The organism is Bacillus sp. AMCV2, from assembly GCF_056033925.1.
In genome coordinates, this window is the sequence record NZ_JBVYIB010000002.1 from 2,342,222 (window position 1) to 2,362,096 (window position 19,875).

The 19,875-nt window shown below is 44.9% G+C and carries 21 protein-coding genes; 6 read left to right on the forward strand and 15 right to left on the reverse strand.

Going from position 1 to position 19,875, the window contains the following annotated elements:
* Nucleotides 1-22 precede the first annotated feature (22 nt).
* A complete protein-coding gene (locus AC0OMA_RS12060) occupies nt 23-850 on the forward strand; it encodes a membrane protein insertase YidC (protein ID WP_181219721.1) in 828 nt (275 codons plus the stop codon).
* A 181-nt stretch (nt 851-1,031) separates the two neighbouring features.
* Nucleotides 1,032-1,760: a YqjF family protein gene (locus AC0OMA_RS12065; RefSeq protein ID WP_474222134.1), complete on the forward strand. Its 729-nt coding sequence runs from the start codon at nt 1,032-1,034 to the stop codon at nt 1,758-1,760.
* Nucleotides 1,761-1,800: 40 nt separating this feature from the next.
* Here AC0OMA_RS12065 and AC0OMA_RS12070 read toward each other — a convergent pair whose 3' ends face one another.
* The 3 genes from AC0OMA_RS12070 to mce are packed head-to-tail and all read right to left on the reverse strand — an operon-like array spanning nt 1,801 to nt 4,872.
* Nucleotides 1,801-2,916 carry a tripeptidase T gene (locus tag AC0OMA_RS12070; RefSeq protein ID WP_003230352.1) on the reverse strand — a complete coding sequence of 372 codons (1,116 nt, stop codon included), beginning with the start codon at nt 2,914-2,916 and terminating at the stop codon, nt 1,801-1,803.
* Nucleotides 2,917-2,933: 17 nt separating this feature from the next.
* Nucleotides 2,934-4,457, reverse strand: a complete 1,524-nt coding sequence (locus tag AC0OMA_RS12075) for an acyl-CoA carboxylase subunit beta (RefSeq protein ID WP_172861340.1) — start codon at nt 4,455-4,457, stop codon at nt 2,934-2,936.
* A complete protein-coding gene (gene mce / locus AC0OMA_RS12080) occupies nt 4,450-4,872 on the reverse strand; it encodes a methylmalonyl-CoA epimerase (protein ID WP_021479984.1) in 423 nt (140 codons plus the stop codon). Before mce ends, AC0OMA_RS12075 begins: the two co-directional genes overlap by 8 nt.
* A gap of 89 nt (nt 4,873-4,961) precedes the next feature.
* On the opposite strand from mce, the gene prli42 reads away from it, so the two are divergent.
* A complete protein-coding gene (prli42, locus tag AC0OMA_RS12085; RefSeq protein ID WP_003226489.1) occupies nt 4,962-5,054 on the forward strand; it encodes a stressosome-associated protein Prli42 in 93 nt (30 codons plus the stop codon).
* A gap of 19 nt (nt 5,055-5,073) precedes the next feature.
* Here prli42 and AC0OMA_RS12090 read toward each other — a convergent pair whose 3' ends face one another.
* The 6 genes from AC0OMA_RS12090 to brxB form a co-directional block, all read right to left on the reverse strand.
* On the reverse strand, nt 5,074-5,604 hold the full coding sequence (locus AC0OMA_RS12090) for a L,D-transpeptidase (protein WP_032726102.1): 531 nt from the start codon (nt 5,602-5,604) through the stop codon (nt 5,074-5,076).
* Between the two features lie 51 nt (nt 5,605-5,655).
* A complete protein-coding gene (locus tag AC0OMA_RS12095) occupies nt 5,656-6,624 on the reverse strand; it encodes an aromatic acid exporter family protein (protein ID WP_064671046.1) in 969 nt (322 codons plus the stop codon).
* A gap of 70 nt (nt 6,625-6,694) precedes the next feature.
* Entirely contained in the window at nt 6,695-7,417 is a 723-nt protein-coding gene (gene artR / locus AC0OMA_RS12100) for an arginine ABC transporter ATP-binding protein ArtR (RefSeq protein ID WP_004398740.1), read from the reverse strand.
* Complete coding sequence (artQ, locus tag AC0OMA_RS12105) at nt 7,410-8,069, reverse strand: arginine ABC transporter permease ArtQ (RefSeq protein ID WP_003230340.1); 660 nt, start codon at nt 8,067-8,069, stop codon at nt 7,410-7,412. The genes artR and artQ overlap by 8 nt, the downstream gene beginning before the upstream one ends.
* Before the next feature lie 79 nt (nt 8,070-8,148).
* The gene (gene artP / locus AC0OMA_RS12110) at nt 8,149-8,916 is read right to left on the reverse strand and encodes an arginine ABC transporter substrate-binding protein ArtP (RefSeq protein ID WP_181219725.1); all 768 of its coding nucleotides are present in this window, start codon (nt 8,914-8,916) and stop codon (nt 8,149-8,151) included.
* A gap of 267 nt (nt 8,917-9,183) precedes the next feature.
* The gene (gene brxB, locus AC0OMA_RS12115; RefSeq protein ID WP_003226477.1) at nt 9,184-9,621 is read right to left on the reverse strand and encodes a bacilliredoxin BrxB; all 438 of its coding nucleotides are present in this window, start codon (nt 9,619-9,621) and stop codon (nt 9,184-9,186) included.
* Nucleotides 9,622-9,781: 160 nt separating this feature from the next.
* Here brxB and AC0OMA_RS12120 point away from each other — a divergent pair, with 160 nt between their 5' ends.
* The 3 genes from AC0OMA_RS12120 to bmrR all read left to right on the forward strand — a co-directional run bounded on the left by AC0OMA_RS12120 (nt 9,782) and on the right by bmrR (nt 12,854).
* The gene (locus AC0OMA_RS12120; RefSeq protein ID WP_015483414.1) at nt 9,782-10,675 is read left to right on the forward strand and encodes a diacylglycerol kinase family lipid kinase; all 894 of its coding nucleotides are present in this window, start codon (nt 9,782-9,784) and stop codon (nt 10,673-10,675) included.
* A gap of 100 nt (nt 10,676-10,775) precedes the next feature.
* Entirely contained in the window at nt 10,776-11,945 is a 1,170-nt protein-coding gene (bmr, locus tag AC0OMA_RS12125) for a multidrug efflux MFS transporter Bmr (RefSeq protein ID WP_003230328.1), read from the forward strand.
* Nucleotides 11,946-12,017: 72 nt separating this feature from the next.
* A complete protein-coding gene (bmrR, locus tag AC0OMA_RS12130) occupies nt 12,018-12,854 on the forward strand; it encodes a multidrug efflux transcriptional regulator BmrR (protein WP_181219727.1) in 837 nt (278 codons plus the stop codon).
* Nucleotides 12,855-12,915: 61 nt separating this feature from the next.
* Here the strand turns inward: bmrR and bfmBB are convergent, their stop codons facing one another.
* The 6 genes from bfmBB to bcd are packed head-to-tail and all read right to left on the reverse strand — an operon-like array spanning nt 12,916 to nt 19,873.
* Nucleotides 12,916-14,190 (reverse strand): branched-chain alpha-keto dehydrogenase complex dihydrolipoyllysine-residue (2-methylpropanoyl)transferase, encoded by a 1,275-nt coding sequence (bfmBB, locus tag AC0OMA_RS12135; RefSeq protein WP_174616719.1) that lies wholly within the window; start codon nt 14,188-14,190, stop codon nt 12,916-12,918.
* Nucleotides 14,191-14,212: 22 nt separating this feature from the next.
* On the reverse strand, nt 14,213-15,196 hold the full coding sequence (bfmBAB, locus tag AC0OMA_RS12140; protein ID WP_004398638.1) for a 3-methyl-2-oxobutanoate dehydrogenase subunit beta: 984 nt from the start codon (nt 15,194-15,196) through the stop codon (nt 14,213-14,215).
* A gap of 13 nt (nt 15,197-15,209) precedes the next feature.
* On the reverse strand, nt 15,210-16,202 hold the full coding sequence (bfmBAA, locus tag AC0OMA_RS12145) for a 3-methyl-2-oxobutanoate dehydrogenase subunit alpha (RefSeq protein WP_004398565.1): 993 nt from the start codon (nt 16,200-16,202) through the stop codon (nt 15,210-15,212).
* 21 nt (nt 16,203-16,223) lie between these two features.
* Nucleotides 16,224-17,648, reverse strand: coding sequence for a dihydrolipoyl dehydrogenase (lpdA, locus tag AC0OMA_RS12150; protein ID WP_322839694.1), 1,425 nt, complete (start codon nt 17,646-17,648; stop codon nt 16,224-16,226).
* 20 nt (nt 17,649-17,668) lie between these two features.
* On the reverse strand, nt 17,669-18,760 hold the full coding sequence (buk, locus tag AC0OMA_RS12155; RefSeq protein WP_003230311.1) for a butyrate kinase: 1,092 nt from the start codon (nt 18,758-18,760) through the stop codon (nt 17,669-17,671).
* An 18-nt stretch (nt 18,761-18,778) separates the two neighbouring features.
* Nucleotides 18,779-19,873 carry a branched-chain amino acid dehydrogenase gene (bcd, locus tag AC0OMA_RS12160; RefSeq protein WP_003230309.1) on the reverse strand — a complete coding sequence of 365 codons (1,095 nt, stop codon included), beginning with the start codon at nt 19,871-19,873 and terminating at the stop codon, nt 18,779-18,781.
* Between the last annotated feature and the right edge of the window lie 2 nt (nt 19,874-19,875).

Here is a 19,875-nt window from a genome sequence, read left to right on the forward strand (position 1 = left end):
TATAAAAAGGAGGAGAACAAAATTGTTAAAAACATATCAAAAATTTTTGGCTATGGGTATCTTTTTGATCGTATTATGCTCGGGTAATGCTGCATTTGCAGCGACTAATCAGGTGGGAGGCCTCAGCAACGTAGGTTTTTTCCACGATTATTTAATCGAACCGTTTTCCGCTCTGCTTAAGGGTGTTGCCGGGCTGTTTCACGGAGAATACGGACTCTCTATTATCCTCGTAACCATTATTGTGCGTATAGTTGTATTGCCTTTGTTTGTCAATCAGTTCAAAAAACAGCGCATCTTCCAAGAGAAAATGGCCGTTATTAAACCTCAGGTTGACAGTATCCAGGTTAAGTTGAAAAAGACGAAGGACCCTGAAAAACAAAAAGAACTGCAAATGGAAATGATGAAGCTGTATCAGGAGCATAATATCAACCCGCTTGCGATGGGCTGTCTTCCAATGCTGATTCAGTCTCCGATTATGATTGGGCTTTATTACGCGATTCGCTCAACACCTGAAATTGCGTCACACTCGTTTCTATGGTTCAGTTTAGGGCAATCTGATATTCTCATGTCCCTTAGTGCAGGGATTATGTATTTTGTTCAAGCCTATATCGCTCAAAAACTGAGCGCGAAATATTCCGCTGTCCCGCAAAACCCTGCGGCGCAGCAATCCGCAAAATTGATGGTGTTCATCTTCCCAGTGATGATGACGATTTTCTCGCTTAATGTCCCGGCAGCCCTTCCGCTGTACTGGTTTACAAGCGGACTGTTTTTGACAGTGCAAAACATCGTCCTTCAGATGACGCATCATAAAAGTAAAAAAACAGCCGCTCTTACTGAGTCGGTGAAATAAAAAAGCAACCCCGTGCGAAAAGCCGGGGTTGTTTTTTGTTACTTGCAAAGCATACCGCGCCAAACAGTCTTGTTTATCATGGCTGAAGCAGAAATGGCCATCCTAAAAAATAGCCGTATCGTTTAAAAAGAAGGAAATCGGGAATACCTTTACTCACCTCCAAACGAAAGGAGCATATACGTTGACGGAACACTTTCAGCAAAAAAACATTTCTGTACCTGAAGGAATCTGGATCATGAGACAAACCTGGAATGATGTCTTATTTGCTCACTGGCCTGTTGATGTTTCTATCCTTCGCGCTTTGGTACCGTCCGTTTTAGAATTAGATACATATAACGGGCAAGCTTGGATCAGCATGCTTCCCTTTATGCTCACGAACCTGAGGGCGCGTTATCTTCCTGCCATTCCCGGTGCGCGTGCATTTCCTGAGCTTAACCTCCGCACCTATGTCACGTATAAAGGCAAGCCCGGCATTTATTTTTTTAGCTTAGATGCCGATCATCGTCTGGCGGTCCTTGGCGCTCGCACATTCTTTCATCTGCCTTATTTTTACGCGAATATGAAAGCCGAAAAAAACGGTGATGCCATTGACTATGTCAGCAAGCGGAAAGATGACAAAGAAGCAGCATTCCACGCCGCATACCGGCCCATTTCAGCGCCTTTTACAGCAGAAAAGGATTCGCTCGATTACTGGCTGACAGAACGATACAGGCTCTACACCACTTATCGCAATAAGCTCTATTACGAAGACATCCATCATCATCCGTGGCTGCTGCAAAACGCCGAAGCAGAAATTTCAGTCAATACGGTGACTGATGCTCACGGCATTACATTGCCGGAGTCAGACCCCTTGCTTCATTACGCTAAAAAACAGGATGTGTTATTTTGGCCGCTTAGGAAATGGAGCTAAAAAAACCCGATGCGGGAAATCGCACTCGGGTTTTCTTTTTTTATTTTGCCGCCTCTTCAATAATGGCAACAACCATTTCTGCCGTTTTAACGAGCTCTTCGATCGGCATTTTTTCATTTTTTGTATGAATTTGCTCATAACCGACAGCAAGATTGACCGTCGGGATGCCATGACCAGCGATTACGTTCGCGTCGCTTCCGCCGCCGCTCGTTTGCAGCTCGCTTGGACGTCCGATTTTAGCAGCCGCTTTTTTCGCGATTTCAACAACTTGGTCGCCGTCTTGATATTTAAAGCCCGGATACATAACCTCAATTTCGACTTCTGCGCGTCCGCCCATATCAGCAGCTGCCTCTTCAAAAGCAGCTTTCATTTTTTGAACCTGAGCTTCCATTTTCTCAGGAACTAAAGAGCGCGCTTCAGCAAGAATATGAACTTCGTCGCACACAATGTTTGTTTGTGTGCCGCCTTCAAACCGGCCGATATTAGCTGTTGTTTCTTCATCGATACGGCCCAATGGCATTTTTGAAATGGCTTTGCTAGCGATTGTAATCGCTGAAATGCCTTTTTCAGGTTCAACCCCGGCGTGAGCGGTTTTCCCGAAAATTGCCGCTCTTACCTTCGCCTGTGTCGGCGCGGCCACAATGATATTTCCAACTTTTCCGTCTGAATCAAGGGCATAGCCATAGGATGCAGTGATCATAGAACGGTCAAGAGCCTTCGCTCCGATCAGACCCGATTCTTCCCCTACTGTGATGATGAATTCAATCGTGCCGTGTTCAATGTTTTCTTCTTTCAGCACCTTAATCGCCTCAAACATTGCAGCCAATCCCGCTTTATCATCAGCGCCTAAAATCGTCGTGCCGTCAGTTTTGACGTAACCGTTCTCTACAACTGGTTTTACGCCGTTTCCGGGTACAACTGTGTCCATATGAGATGTAAAATAGATCGTATCTGTTTGTTTTGTCCCTTTTAGCGTGCAAATCAGGTTACCGGCTCCGTGGCCCGTGATATCCATTGTATCGTCTTCTTTAACATCCACACCTAAATCAGAAAATTTTCGTTTCAGCACTTTGCAGATTTCAGCTTCGTGCTTTGTTTCTGAGTCAATTTGGACAAGCTCTAAAAATTCTTCCAGCAGGCGTTTTTCATTCACCATTTGTAAGTCCCTCCATATTAAAGCGGTATGTTACCGTGCTTTTTTTTCGGTCTCTCTTCTGTCTTATGTGCAAGCATATGAAAAGCTTGAATCAGTCTTCCCCTTGATTCTTCCGGCAAAATGATGTCATCGACCATTCCACAAGCGGCCGCTTTGTATGGGCCGGCGTTTTGCTTTTTGTATTCAGCTGTTTTTTCGCGTTTCGTCTTTTGCGGGTCAGCTGAAGCTTTGATTTCCTTTTCATACAAAATCGATGCCGCACCTTCTGGACCCATCACTGCGATTTCAGCATTCGGCCATGCAAACACAAGGTCCGCTCCGATTGCTTTGCTGTTCATGGCCACATAGGCGCCGCCGTACGCTTTTCTAATGATGAGTGTGACTTTTGGGACAGTCGCTTCTGCATAAGCAAACAATAATTTTGCTCCATGCCTGATGATTCCGTTGTGCTCTTGCTGAATACCGGGCAGAAACCCCGGGACATCCTCAACAGTCAACAGCGGGATATCAAATGCGTCACAAAAACGGATGAACCTTGCTGCTTTATCAGCAGCGTCAATCGTCAAGCTTCCCGCCAGATGCTTCGGCTGGCTCGCCACGATGCCGATTGTTTTTTCACCCAGCCTTGCAAACCCAATGACAATGTTCTTCGCAAAAAATGGCTGAATCTCAAAAAAAGACTGCGGGTCGGCCATCTCCTTAATCACCGTCCGAACATCATACGGCTTTGTCGTGTCAGCAGGCACTAGACGGTTTAATAACGGTCTGGACGCCTCTTTCTCTGGCTTCGGCTCTGTTGTCCGGCCATTCAGCGGCAAATAAGACAGCAGTTTTCTCACCCCTGTCAGAACCTCCTTCTCCGTATGCCCGGAAAAGTGGGCGTTTCCGCTGACGGCATTATGTATCCCCGCTCCGCCTAAGCTCTCCGCATCAACCTGTTCCCCTGTCACTTTTTCAATCACCTTCGGGCCGGTAATAAACATCCGGCCGGTCTGTTCAGCCATAAATATAAAATCTGTGAGTGCCGGAGAATATACAGCGCCTCCAGCGCACGGCCCTAAAATAACCGATATTTGCGGAATGACTCCGGAATATAAGACGTTTCGGTAAAATATGTGACCGTATCCATCTAATGATACCACACCCTCTTGAATTCTCGCACCACCTGAGTCATTCAGCCCGATAATCGGCGCCTTATTTTTTGCTGCCAGATCCATCAAAGCGCAGATTTTCCTGGCATGGGTTTCGCCAAGCGCCCCTCCGAACACTGTGAAGTCTTGCGCAAATACATAAACTGAGCGGCCGTCAATTGTGCCGTACCCTGTCACGACCCCATCCCCTAACATGCGCTGTTCTCTTGTTAACACTTGACTTTCCATGAAGGGGTTTAATTCGATAAAGCTGTCCTGATCTAGAAGAAATATGATCCTTTCCCGAGCAGTGAGCTTGCCCTTTTGCCGCTGCTGAGCCAGCTTTTCCTGTCCTCCGCCTTCTTCTGCCTGCTTGCGTTTCGTGTATAAATGATCCATGTGCTCATTCATGCTCATTGTGTTGGTCTCCTTTCGGTTCACAAAGCTCTATAAGAACACCGTTTGTTTCCCGAGGGGAAATAAACGCGATCTTTTTCCCATTTGCCCCCTGTCTTGGATACCTGTCAATCAATCGAACATGCCGGTCAGACAATGCTTGAAGCTGTTCAGATAGGCCGTTGCACAAAAACGCAATATGATGCAGTCCCTGCCCTTTCTTCTCCAAAAATAAACGGACGGGGCTGTCAGCTGTCAACGGCTCTATCAGCTCAAGTTTGACGCTACCAGCTTGAAAAAAAGCAACATTCACCTTTTGTTCTTCAACCGTTTCTTGATGAAGAAATGCAAGCCCCAATACATTTTCATAAAAGCTTCTAGCATCTTTTATCGAAAAAACGGCTATCCCGATATGGTCAAGCCTGTTCATTTGCATCCCTGCTTTCGCTAATAGATATCGCTTGTCCACCCATTCAAAACACGCTAAAATATAGACAGATTGTTTAAGGAGTGAAAATCATGTCTCAAAAACTGATGAAAAGCGTTTTGATCGTGATTTTGGGAGTTTTTATTCTTTCAACTGTACTCTCAGGAATCGTCATGTTTTTATAACGATAAAAAAGCAGGCGCCTTATTCAATGGGAATATCCTGCTTTTTTATCAGAGCTTTATGCTCGATGGCAATCTCCTCAAAAGAGCGGTTGTCGTCCGTGATCAGCACTCTCGTTCCTACTGGTATCGTTTGAAACAAATGAACGACCTCATCGTTATGCATACGTATACAGCCGTTAGACACAAATTTCCCTACTGATTCCTCTCGGTTTGTCCCATGAATTCCATAAATCCGCCCGTCCGTTCCTTTCGCGTCAAATCCGATCCATCTGGCCCCAAGCGGGTTGTCAGGAGATCCCCCTTCAATATTTTTCTTTCTGTAGTAAGGATTTTCCGCTTTTACCGTTACCGAAAACTCTCCTTCAGGCGTCAAATCATCTGTTTTTCCAGTCGCCACACTATACACGCCTTCTACTCTGTTGTCGAGGATAACAGCAAGTTCATTTGTTCGCTTGTTGACAATAATATACGGATCACCCGGCAGCGGATTTTCGCCGAGCGGCCAAATCGGTGAAATCATCATAAAAATCGAACATAAGAAAAAACGCATAAGCTCCTCCTTTTTCATTAGGTTGACCAATGAAGGAAGAGCTCATGCGAATCATCCGAGTGATTTTTGTGCTTTTATTCCTTTAAAATAACTTTTAATCACTAAATATTGTTCCATTTCGCCGAGAAGATGGAAGAGAGCGGCCCTCGCTTCAAATTCCTCTCTAGTCGCAGGAAGCGGCATCTCCTCAAATTCTTTTCTCATGTCAGCAAGTCTTTTCAGAAATTTGTACGCTGTATTCCCAGGGTGTATCGCCTCCCGCAAATCATGAATAAATTCAGCGATCATTTTTCCCTGATCTACCGTAATGGAGATCGATGTCACTTTAGGGAGAAGGCGTTCGATAATTTCAAATTGCTTTTCTCTCATTTTAAAATAATGATAATGCAGATTTTCATAACGCAAAATGTGGTTTTGCACATCTCGATATGCCAGGTTTTTAGCCTCCGTAATGAGCTGGTGCGTTTCCGGAATTTCTTTTCCTGACCAATCTTGCTCACCAGTTAACAAATACCGTTCGATTTCTGCAAAAATGACAGCAAAGTTATCCTCTATCTTTTTGCGGTAGGCAATCAGTTTCCGGTCAAGACTAGGCATATACAAGTTCATCAATAGAGCGACGCCGATGCCAACCGTAATCAGCTGAACTTCATTCCAGATGAAAGCAAGCGTAATGCCGCCGGACATGTATAAATGAAGGATAATAACGGAACTGGTGACGATACCTTCGTTAATTTTTAACAGAACCGTTATCGGAATGAATATCAAAAGAAGCGCTCCGATCACAAACGGGTGGTAGCCAATAAGCTCGAAAAAGAGAAAAGAAAAAACAATTGCCAGACAGCATGCCGCAAAGCGGGCCCATGAGGCCTGAAGCGACCGTTTTTGTGTGATTTGAATGCACAAAATGGTGATGATTCCTGCTGATGCGAAGTTTTGCAAATGCAATAACTGGCTTATATAAATAGCCAAAGCTGTTCCAAGCGCGGTCTTTATTGTGCGGTAACCAATTTTAAACATGTCGGACTCCATTTCTATTTGTTTCTTCAATAAAAAAGAAGAGGCGGCCAGCCTTCTTCTTTTTTATATTCTATAATATTTTCTCTAAAAAGTCCTGCGCTCTTTTGGATTTTGGCGACATAAAAAATTCCTTCGGATTGCCGTCCTCGACAATCATTCCTTGGTCCATAAACAGCACGCGGTCTGCCACTTCTTTTGCGAAGCCCATTTCATGTGTGACAATCACCATGGTCATGCCGGTTTCGACCAGCTCTTTCATCACCTGTAGCACTTCTTTGACCATCTCCGGATCAAGGGCGGAGGTCGGCTCGTCAAACAGCATGATGTCCGGGTTCATCGCAAGAGCCCTGGCAATCGCGACACGCTGTTTTTGTCCGCCAGACAAACGGTTTGGATAGTCATTTCGCTTTTCAAACAAACCGACTTTGCGGAGCAGGTCCTCAGCTTTCTCCTGTGCAGCCTGTTTTGATTCTTTTTTTACATTGACAGGCGCGTACATGATGTTTTCGAGAACCGTTTTGTGCGGAAAGAGATGAAAATGCTGAAAAACCATCCCGATGTTTTCCCGGACCTTTAATGTGTTGGTTTTTGGCTTCGTAATCTCTGTGTCTTTTATTGTAATGGTTCCGCCGTTAGGCTTTTCCAACAGGTTTAAACAGCGTAAGAACGTTGATTTGCCTGAGCCTGAAGGACCGATCACGGCAACAACCTCACCCTCAGCGATTGTTGTTGAAATGTTTTTTAATACTTCGTGTTTCCCAAATGATTTTGACAGCTTTTCAACCTTAATCATTGGATTTCAGCTTCCTTTCTACAGCCTTGCCGATAAACGTTAAAATCAGGACAAGCACATAATAAATCAATCCCGCGATAATAAGCGGCTCAAGGTAATTGTAAGTGGCGGCGCCAGCTTGATATGCGCGTCTCATGACATCACCAAGCCCGATGACGGTAACGATCGCCGATTCTTTTGTTAACGTAATTAATTCATTCACAATTGCAGGTGATATATTTTTGAAGGCCTGCGGCAGCAGCAGATCCTTCATCATTTTTCCATACGGGACACCGAGTGCAACAGCAGCTTCTTTTTGCCCTTTATCAATGGCATTGATTCCGGCTCTAATAATTTCCGATACATAAGCGGCGGAATTCAAAGACAATGCGACAACCGCAGCCCAAAACTGGTCAATTTGAAATCCGAGCAGCTGAGGAAGGCCAAAATAGACAATCATAAGCTGCAGCACTAAAGGCGTGCCTCGGAACACTGATGTATAAAAATCAGCGATCCAGATAAACGGGCGGAATGTGCTGATCTTGCATAAGCTTAGCACAATACCGAGTATAAGTCCGATAATAGCAGATACAACAACAATTTTTAATGTAATTGCCAAGCCTTCTAATATAAAAGGAATTTGGGGGATCGTTGCTGAAAAATCCAAATTCATAGCCTTTGTCTCCTTTTCTTACAGGAAAAAAGATTTCCTATTCAATAAAAAGGCTCAACGAAAAAGTTGAGCCGCTTTTTTACTTCTCGCCAGTGAACCATTTTTTCTTCAATTTCTCAAGCTCTCCGTTATCTTCCATTTCCTTGAGCGCTTTATTGAATTTGTCTGTCAGTTCACTGTCCTTTCTGAAAGCAATTGCTGAACCGGCTTCTTCCGCTTTCGCATCAGGAATCACAAAGCCTTGCAGGTCATCATTTGATCTGAAATACCCTTCTGCAACAATGTCTTCAATAATCGCGGCATCGAAGCGGTCAGATTTGATTTCCTGCACCAAATCAGAAATTCTGTTGCGGTCTTCTGTTTTAAAACCATATTCCGGAGAAAGCTCTTTCCCCTTCTCTTCCTGAATAGAGCCAAGCTGAACGCCAACTGTTTTTCCTTTCAGGTCTTTCAAAGATTGAATACCGCTGTCTTTTTTGCTGACAATCATATGGTTCGCTGTATAATACACATCTGAAAAATCAACTTGTTTTTTACGCTCAGGCGTTGGTGTCATTCCTGACAGAACGAGATCCACCTGTTTTGATTTAAGCGCTGTAATTAAGCTGTTGAAGTCCATATCCTGCACTTCAATTTCATAGCCTGCCTTTTTTGCCAGAGCTTTTGCCAACTCTACATCAAAACCGACAATATTATCGCCTTCTTTATATTCAAACGGTTTGTAATCCGCCGAAGTACCCATAATTAATTTTTTCTTGCCGCCTTCTGAACCTGAATTGCTTGAGCCGCAAGCAGATAATGCAAAGGTAATGCAGGCAGCTACAAGTAATAAGAGCCATTTTTTCATGATCCATTTCCCCCGTATTCATTACTTTTGGTGTATTTGAATATTTATTCGTTAATTTGTATTTTAAACAGTTTCTTATTTTTATGCAATACTATTTTTAAAAATTATCTTCAAGCTTATCTTTCCAGTGATCTCTTTTTGATATTACTAGATAAAAATAAAATCACTGTACAATCCGATTGAATAATCCTTTAATATTTATTCATATACCCTTGGAAATTTATGCACAAAAAAACCCGGGCCGCTTGGGCATCCGGGTTGTTCGTCTTATACTTCTTCACAATATTCTTCAAAGGCTTCCTGCAGCTTTGCCACTACGGCCATCGGCTCGTGGCCTTCAATTTCATGGCGCTCTACCATTTTCATGATCTTTCCGTCTTTCAAAATCGCAAAGGACGGAGAAGATGGCGGATAACCTTCAAAATAGTCACGCGCACGCGCTGTCGCTTCTTTATCCTGTCCGGCAAAAACGGTGACGAGCTGATCAGGTCTTTTATCATAGTGAACGGAATGGTAGGCTGCCGGTCTTGCAATTCCTCCGGCGCATCCGCAAACAGAGTTTACCATGACGAGCGTCGTTCCTTTTTTCGTAAGTGCCTCATCCACCTCTTCGGCTGTTTTAAGCTCGGTGTATCCGGCAGCTGTTATTTCTTGTCTCGCTTGGCGGACAATATCATTCATAAATAAATTAAAGTCCATGTTCAATGAAGACCTCTCCTTTTTCATCATCTGTTCTTATGATAGCAAGGAAACGTCCATATCGGCAAATGACTTTGCTTCGCCGTGCACTTTTTTTGCTCTTCGTTTACTGCTTACAGAAAAAGGGGATTATATAACCAGAAGTAAAATAAAGGAGCAGTTGTATATGAGCCACCGGAAAGCGTTACTGATTCATAACGGAAATGCCGGCAACAAAAATATAGAAAAAGCACTTGGTGCTGTGGTGCCGGTTTTATCTCACCATTTAGATGAGGTGATTATTAAGCAGACAAAGAAAAAGGATGATGCGTATCATTTTTGCCAATCCATTGATGATTCTGTCGACACCGTCTTCATTCTCGGCGGCGACGGCACGATCCATCAATGCATAAATGCTATCAGCGCTCTAGAAAGAAAACCCGCGGTCGGAATTTTGCCCGGCGGCACGTGCAATGACTTTTCAAGAGTGCTTGGCATCCCTCAAAATCTTGCAAAGGCCGCGGAAGCACTTATGTCAGGAAAAAAAACCAGCGTAGACGTATGTCAGATGAATGACCGTTATTTTTTGAATTTCTGGGGGATCGGCTTAATTGCAGAAACGTCGAATCAAATCAACGAAACGGAAAAAGCATTATTGGGAAAAATCAGCTATTTTACAAGTGCATTGCGAACCGTCTCATCCGCTGCATCGTTTCCGATGACATTAAAAATTGATGGAGAAGAAATTAAAGAAGAAGCCGTTATGCTGCTTGTGATGAATGGCCAATACATTGGAACGAATCGAATTCCTCTGCCCGATGCCAGTATTGAAGACGGCTTACTTGATGTTCTCATATGCCGCAACACCAACCTCACCGCGCTGCGGGAGCTGATGAGCATGGAACAGGGCTCAATTGATCGTTTTACCGGAGAGCTGTCCTATGTCCAGGCCTCCCGTATCGAGATTGAAACAGACACTGCGAAAAAGGCGGATATGGATGGAGAAGTTTATACACATACACCCGCAGTCATTCAGGTCCTGCCGCAGCATATCGACATGCTTGTTCCTGCAAATGAATAACTGTCATAAGGCTTTAGAAAGATTTTGCAAATCCGTTGACTCTCCCCTAGGAGGAGGTCTTACAGTATAAGGGATACACACTTGAAAAAGGGGAAGTCATATGGAGAAGAAAAATATTACCTTAACTATATTATTAACCAATTTATTTATTGCTTTTTTGGGGATCGGGCTTGTGATTCCAGTAACGCCGACCATTATGAATGAATTGCATTTATCGGGGACCGCGGTCGGCTATATGGTTGCCTGCTTCGCTATTACACAGCTCATTGTCTCACCAATAGCCGGACGATGGGTTGATCGCTTCGGACGCAAGATCATGATCGTGATCGGCCTATTGTTCTTTAGTGTGTCGGAGTTTTTATTCGGCATTGGAAAAACAGTTGAGATGTTATTTATCTCCCGTATGCTGGGCGGTATCAGCGCAGCCTTCATTATGCCTGGGGTCACGGCTTTTATCGCAGATATCACGACCATTAAAACACGGCCAAAAGCGCTCGGTTATATGTCAGCCGCTATTTCAACAGGATTTATTATCGGCCCCGGCATCGGGGGATTTTTAGCAGAAGTCCATTCCCGGCTGCCTTTTTTCTTTGCGGCAGCTTTTGCTCTGTTAGCAGCCATTTTATCAATCCTCACGCTGCGCGAGCCGGAACGAAACCCTGAAAATCAGGAAATAAAAGGGCAGAAGACAGGCTTTAAACGAATTTTTGCCCCCATGTATTTCATAGCTTTTCTCATTATCTTAATTTCGTCTTTTGGTTTAGCATCATTTGAATCTTTATTTGCATTATTCGTAGATCATAAATTCGGATTTACGGCCAGCGACATTGCCATTATGATTACAGGAGGAGCGATTGTTGGCGCCATTACGCAAGTCGTCTTATTCGACCGCTTCACAAGATGGTTTGGTGAAATCCATTTAATTCGGTACAGCTTAATTCTCTCGACGAGTCTGGTATTCTTGCTGACAACGGTACATTCATATGTTGCGATTCTGCTGGTGACAGTCACCGTATTTGTCGGATTTGATCTCATGCGGCCTGCGGTAACGACTTACCTGTCAAAGATTGCGGGGAATGAACAGGGGTTTGCCGGCGGTATGAATTCAATGTTTACAAGTATCGGCAATGTATTCGGGCCTATTATCGGCGGAATGCTGTTCGATATTGATGTAAACTATCCTTTCTACTTTGCAACGGTCACCTTAGCCATAGGGATTGCACTGACCATTGCTTGGAAAGCGCCTGCACATCTTAAAGCCAGCACGTGATAAGAAGCGTATTCTTTGTGTACTGCAAAGAATGCGCTTCTTCTTTATACTGATGATAGAAGGAGTGATGGCATGAAGGAATCATATTACTCAATTGGGGAAGTTTCAAAACTGGCAAACGTGTCGATTAAAGCGCTCCGTTATTACGATAAAATTGATTTATTTAAACCAGCCTACGTCGACCCGGATACCAGCTACCGCTATTATACAGATTCTCAGCTCATTCATCTGGATTTGATCAAATCATTGAAATATATCGGCACACCTTTAGAGGAAATGAAAAAAGCACAGGACTTAGAGATGGAAGAACTGTTTGCTTTTTATACCGAGCAGGAGAGGCAAATCAGGGAGAAATTAGACTTTTTATCAGCACTGGAGCAAACCATTTCATTGGTGAAAAAGCGGATGAAACGGCAGATGGAATATCCCGCGCTCGGTGAGGTGTTTGTTTTAGATGAAGAAGAAATACGGATCATTCAGACAGAGGCAGAAGGAATCGGGCCTGAAAACGTGCTCAACGCCTCCTACAGCAAATTAAAAAAATTTATCGAGTCAGCAGATGGATTTACGAACAATAGCTACGGCGCTACTTTCTCTTTTCAGCCCTACACCAGCATTGATGAAATGACTTACCGTCATATTTTCACGCCTGTATTGACGAATAAACAGATTTCATCAATTACGCCGGATATGGAAATCACAACGATCCCTAAAGGGAGGTATGCGTGTATCGCGTATAATTTTTCGCCTGAACATTATTTTCTCAACTTACAGAAGCTTATCAAATATATCGCGGACCGCCAATTACCAGTAGTCAGTGATGTATACGAGTTAATCATACCGATTCATTACTCCCCGAAAAAACAAGAAGAATATCGGGTCGAAATGAAAATACGAATCGCTGAATAATACAGCATAGAAAAAGAGCATTTTCTGAAACAAAACTTCAAAAAATGCTCTTTTTGCTTATTTAGTAAACAGATGTCTTCTCGTCAATCGATTCTAAAATTTGTTTCACACGTCCCAGGAATCGTCCGCACACGAGACCGTCAAGCACTCTGTGATCTAAGGACAGACACAGATTAACCATGTCTCTGACAGCAATCATGCCATTCTCCATGACAACCGGGCGTTTGACGATGGATTCTACTTGAAGAATCGCAGCCTGAGGGTAGTTGATAATGCCCATCGACTGAACAGAGCCGAACGAACCTGTGTTGTTGACGGTAAACGTGCCTCCCTGCATGTCATCTGCAGTGAGTTTTCCGTCTCTTACTTTTTTAGCTAGGCCGGTAATGTCTTTCGCAATGCCTTTAATTGTTTTTTCATCAGCGTTTTTAATCACCGGAACAAATAAAGAATCCTCTGTGGCAACTGCAATTGAAATATTGATATCCTTTTTCTGAATAATTTTGTCGCCCGCCCACATGCTATTCATTTGCGGGAATTCTTTTAACGCCTGAGCGACCGCTTTTACAAAAAAGGCGAAGAACGTTAAATTAAAGCCTTCTGTCTTCTTAAAGGAATCTTTTATACTATTGCGATATGCAACCATATTTGTGACGTCGACTTCCATCATCGTCCAAGCATGCGGAATTTCTGTTTTGCTTCGCTTCATATTGGAAGCAATTGCTTTTCTTACACCTGTGACAGGGATTTCTTTATCACCGGCTGCAGACGCAGGATATGACGTCTCTTCTTTTGGCTCAGGTTTTGATGCAGACTTCGGTGCAGGAGCTGCTGTTTTCGGCTCCTCAGGATTCTGTTCTTGCACGCCGCCTGTTTCAATTAAGCGCTGAATGTCTTTTCGTGTGATGCGCCCGCCGGCACCTGTTCCTGTTACTTGTTCAAGATCAATGCCATGCTCTCCGGCCAAACGGAGTACAGCTGGCGAGTAGCGCTTTTTATTGGGCTGATCAGCTGCTTCGGCACTTTTTGCAGCAGGCGTCTCAGCGGCTTTTGAAGCAGCTGGCTGTTCTTGTTTTTGTTCAGCCGGATTCGCGCCTTCTGTTTCAATTTTGCAAATCACTTCTCCGACTTGCAGGATTTGGCCTTCTTCTCCCACAAGCTCTGTTATCGTACCAGTAAAAGAAGACGGAACCTCTGCATTTACCTTATCTGTCATGACTTCCGCGATTGGATCGTATTTGTTCACTTTATCACCGGGGGCGACAAGCCATTTGCTGATCGTCCCCTCTGTTACGCTTTCTCCAAGCTGCGGCATCGTCATTTGTTCAATTGCCATGATTGTATCCTCCCTTACGTCTTTAAAACTCCGCTAATTCTCTCATCGCCGCTTCCACTTTATCAGGGTTGACCATAAAGTATTTTTCCATTGTCGGCGCATAAGGCATAGCCGGAATATCAGGACCTGCAAGCCGTTTGATCGGCGCGTCTAAGTCGAACAGACAATGCTCGGATATAATTGCGGCTACTTCGCTCATGATGCTGCCTTCTTTTGTATCTTCTGTAACCAAAAGAACCTTTCCAGTTTTGGACGCAGCTTCGATGATGGCTTCTTTATCAAGCGGGTAAACTGTTCTTAAATCCACCACATGCGCTGAAATGCCATCTTTTTCGAGACGTTCTGCAGCTTGTAAGGCGAAGTGGACACACAGGCCGTATGTGATCACTGTGATGTCGTCGCCTTCCCGTTTTACGTCAGCCTTGCCGATTGGCAGGACATAATCATCAGCCGGAACCTCTCCCTTTATCAGACGGTACGCCCGCTTGTGCTCAAAAAACAGCACTGGGTCTTCGTCACGAACTGCGGCTTTTAATAGACCCTTGGCGTCATATGGTGTTGATGGCATGACAATTTTCAGTCCGGGCTGGTTGGCGAAAATTGCTTCGACTGATTGAGAATGATACAGGGCTCCGTGCACGCCTCCGCCGTATGGCGCTCTGACGACAATCGGACAGCTCCAGTCATTGTTGCTGCGGTAGCGGATTTTAGCCGCCTCAGAAATAATTTGGTTGACTGCCGGCATAATGAAATCAGCAAACTGCATTTCAGCAATCGGTCTCATTCCGTACATTGCCGCTCCGATACCGACTCCTGCGATCGCAGATTCAGCAAGCGGCGTATCCATAACGCGCTCTTCCCCAAATTGTTCATAGAGTCCGGCTGTTGCTTTAAACACACCCCCTTTTCTTCCTACATCTTCCCCAAGGACGAAAACGCGAGAATCTCGTTCCATTTCTTCTTTCATCGCCAAATTGATTGCATCAATATATGACATTACTGACATTTGTTCTTCCTCCCTACTTCGCATACACATAATCAAGCGCTGACTCAGGAGCTGCATAAGGGGCGTTCTCCGCTTCATCCGTCGCTTCATTTACGATTGCCATAATTTCATCCAGCATGGTTTGTTCTATCTCATCGGACAGCAGGCCTGTTTCCTTTAAGTAAGCTTGATAAGTAAGCAGGGGATCACTTTTTTTCGCTTCCTCTACTTCTTCACGGCCTCTATAGCTGCTGTCATCGTCATCACTGGAATGTGGTGTAAGGCGGTAAGAAATCGTTTCAATTAATGTCGGGCCTTCTCCTCTGCGCGCCCTTTCGCGTGCTTCTTTAACCGCTTGATAAACTTCCAGCGGATCATTTCCATTCACAGTTACGCCAGGCATCCCATAGCCTATGGCACGGTCGGAAATGTTCTCACATGCGACTTGCTTATCGTAAGGCACTGAGATTGCGTATTTGTTGTTTTCACACATGAAAATAACCGGCAGCTTATGGACAGCGGCAAAGTTCGCCCCTTCATGGAAATCGCCTTGGTTTGAAGACCCTTCCCCGAATGTAACAAAGGCTGCGATATCCTTTTTCTCCATACGTCCCGCAAGCGCAATACCGACTGCGTGCGGCACTTGCGTTGTAACCGGAGATGATCCCGTCACAATGCGGTTTTTCTTTTGTCCGAAATGCCCCGGCATCTGGCGGCCTCCTGAGTTCGGATCTGCTGCTTTTGCAAACCCGGACATCATTAAGTCCTTTGCTGTCATGCCAAACGCGAGCACGACACCCATGTCTCTGTAGTACGGCAATACATAATCCATTTCACGGTCAAGTGCGAAAGCCGCTCCTACCTGTGCTGCTTCCTGCCCTTGACAAGAGATTACAAATGGAATTTTGCCAGAACGGTTTAACAGCCACATTCTTTCATCGATTTTTCTTGCTAACAGCATGGTTCTATACATATCAACGGCTTCCTGATCAGTCAGCCCTAGTGCTTGATGTCGGTTTGTACTCATTCAAGCCCCTCCTTTATGCTTTTAAAAATGAATGGCTTTGCCATCTGCGGCAAGCGCTGCTTCTCCAATTGCTTCAGAAAGCGTTGGATGCGGGTGAATCGTTTGCCCGACCTCCCACGGCGTTGCGTCCAGCACTTTGGCAAGACCCGCTTCAGAAATCATGTCGGTGACATGCGGGCCGATCATATGAACGCCGAGAATATCATCTGTATCTCGGTCCGCCACGATTTTGACAAAACCGTCGCTTTCACCGTATACAAGCGCTTTTCCAATCGCCATAAATGGGAACTTGCCGATTTTGACATTATGCCCGTTCGCCTTTGCTTCGTCTTCGGTTAAGCCGACACTGGCAGCTTCAGGGCTTGAGTAAATGCACTTCGGCACAAGCGTCGGATCAAGCGGATGCGGATTGAGACCTGCAAAATGCTCAACAGCAATAATTCCCTCATGTGAAGCAACGTGAGCTAACTGCAGGCCACCGATTACGTCTCCGATTGCATAAATATGAGATTCCTTCGTTTGGCAGCTTTCATTGACTGAAATCATGCCATTTTCAGTAACAATATCGGTGTTCTCTAGGCCGATGCCTTCGATATTTGCCTGTCTGCCGATGGAAACAAGCATTTTCTCAGCAGAGTAGGTAACGGTTTCTCCGTCTTTTTCCGCTTGTATGCTGATATCGTCTGATGTTTTTGTCATTGTGTCAGGCAGCACTTTTGCCCCTATTATGAACTGGATGCCTTTTTTCTTAAGAAGACTTTCCATTTCTTTTGAAATCTCTAGATCTTCAGTCGGCAATATGCGATCCGCGTATTCAATAACCGTTACCTTCACACCAAAATCATGAAGCATAGACGCCCATTCGATACCGATAACACCTCCGCCGACGATGATGATTGATTGTGGCAGCTCCTCCATTTGGAGCGCCTCATCTGAAGTCAGTACAGACTTACCGTCCGCTTCAAGACCCGGAAGCATTCTCGGTCTTGATCCTGTTGCAATGATCACTTGTTTCGGGATCAGCATGTCATTTTCTTCGCCATTTCCCCGCTCAACAGAAATTGTTCCCGGCAGCGGAGAGAAGATTGACGGTCCAAGGATACGTCCATATCCGGTGTATACGTCAATTTTTCCTTTTTTCATTAAATGATTTACACCCGCTGCAAGCTTATCAACAACGGCTTGCTTACGCTGCTGCACTTTTTCAAAGTTGAGGGACACGCCAGCCGTTTCCACCCCGAATTGATCGGCTTCACGAGCTGTCCGGTATACCTCTGCGCTTCTAAGCAGCGCTTTACTCGGGATACAGCCTTTATGCAGACATGTTCCCCCGAGTTTTTCCTTTTCCACAACGGCTGTTTTTAAGCCGAGCTGAGCGGCTCTGATGGCCGCAACATAACCGCCGGTACCGCCGCCCAGAATGACTACGTCATACTCAGTTGCCATGGTGACTCACTCCTGTCTGTCTATTCAATACGATATTGTTTGGATTGCTCTTCGCCCTGCAATACTCTGAGCGCCCCTTGGGCAAGAGACTGCAGTTCATTTTCACCCGGATAGACTAAAACGTCTGAAATCCAATCTATGTATGATCTGATAGCAGAAACAAAGCTTTTGCCGTACGCAAGGCCTCCCGTCAGCACAATCGCTTCAACTTCGCCTTTTAACGCCGCGCTGGCTGCCCCGATTTCCTTTGCTACCTGATATGCCATGGCATCATAAATGAAGCGGGCTTTTTCATCGCCCCCTTGAATCATCTGTTCCACTTTTACTGCATCATTTGTACCGAGATAGCCTAAAAGTCCGCCGGTGCCAACAAGCTTTTTCATGATTTCTTCTTTTGTATATTCCCCTGAAAAACATAGATCAACAAGATCTCCCGCAGGCACTGTTCCTGCTCGTTCAGGACTGAATGGTCCTTCGCCGTGTAGGCCGTTATTGACATCTACCACTCGCCCGCGGTCATGGACGCCAATTGTAATACCTCCGCCCATATGGGTAATAATCATTTTCATGTTCTCATATCGTTTGCCAAGGGAGGCTGCCGCTTTACGAGCGACAGCTTTTTGGTTTAACGCATGGAAAATGCTTTTCCGTTCAATTTCAGGCATGCCTGAAACTTTCGCAAGCACTGACATTTCGTCTACGACAACAGGGTCGACGATATACGAAGGGATATTCAGGCCGTCAGCGATTTCCCTCGCGATAATGCCGCCGAGATTAGAAGCATGCTGACCGGCGTAACCGCTTTTCAAGTCCTCAATCATTTCATCATTCACTACGTAGGTCCCGCCTTCAATTGGCCGAAGAAGGCCGCCTCTTGCGCAGACTGCATCAAACTTTGAGATATTGATTCCCTGTTCATGAAGCGTTTCGAGAATATGGTTTTTACGAAATTCATACTGATCAATAATTCGGTCAAATCGCTGCAGCTCTTCTATGTTGTGTCTCAATGTTTTTTCAAAAATGCTTCTTTCGTTATGAAAAACACCGATTTTCGTTGAAGTTGAGCCTGGATTAATTGTGAGAATGCGTTTTTCGTCATGTAGCACTTTCATAACCTCCAGATCAATTTCTTAACGTCTGCTTAATACACTGTGGCCGTTTTGCAAAAACTGGCTTCTTGAGCGGCGCATGCGTTCAATCCGTTCCTCTGCTAAGCGGTCAGCCGCTAAATATGCAGGAATGCCGTCACGCTGAGAAATTTCAAGTACACGCTCGATATTGCCGTAAATGCCTTCGACTTTTTTCAATGCACGTTCTGCATTATAGCCGTAAAGCTCATCTGCCACGTTGATAACACCGCCCGCGTTAATCACGTAATCCGGTGCATAAACGATGCCCATTTCGTGAATTTGATCACCATGGCGGGTTTCTTTTAATTGGTTGTTAGCCGCACCTGCGATCACTTTCGCCTTCAGCTGTTTAATGGTGTCGTCGTTAATAGTCGCACCAAGGGCACACGGCGCATAAATATCGCAGTCTTGTGAATAAATGTCATCAGGATCTACAGCACGGGCGCCAAAATCTTCAACTGCACGCTGTACAGATTGTTTGTTGATATCCGTAACGATTAAGTTTGCTCCTTCTTCATGCAGGTGGCGGCAAAGGTTATAGGCTACGTTCCCAACACCCTGTACAGCAATGGTTTTTCCTTCAAGAGAGTCGGTTCCGAAAGCAGCTTTAGCTGCTGCCTTCATTCCTCTATACACCCCGTACGCTGTGACTGGAGAAGGATTTCCAGAAGAGCCGAAAGCAGGAGAAATGCCTGTGACATAGTCTGTCTCATCATGAATGATATCCATATCCTCGACCGTTGTACCCACATCTTCAGCCGTGATGTATCTGCCGTTCAGCCCTTGAATATAGCGGCCAAACGCGCGGAACATTTCTTCATTTTTGTCTTTGCGCGGATCGCCGATAATGACTGTTTTTCCGCCGCCAAGGTTTAAGCCTGCCGCCGCGTTCTTATAGGTCATGCCTCTAGCCAATCTGAGCGCATCTTCAATTGCCGCTTCTTCATTTTCATATGTCCACATTCTCGTTCCGCCAAGCGCCGGACCAAGCGTTGTATCATGAATCGCGATAATCGCTTTTAATCCAGATTGTTCATCCTGGCAGAATACCAATTGTTCGTAATCGTATTTCTCCATATATTTAAAAAGTTCCATGT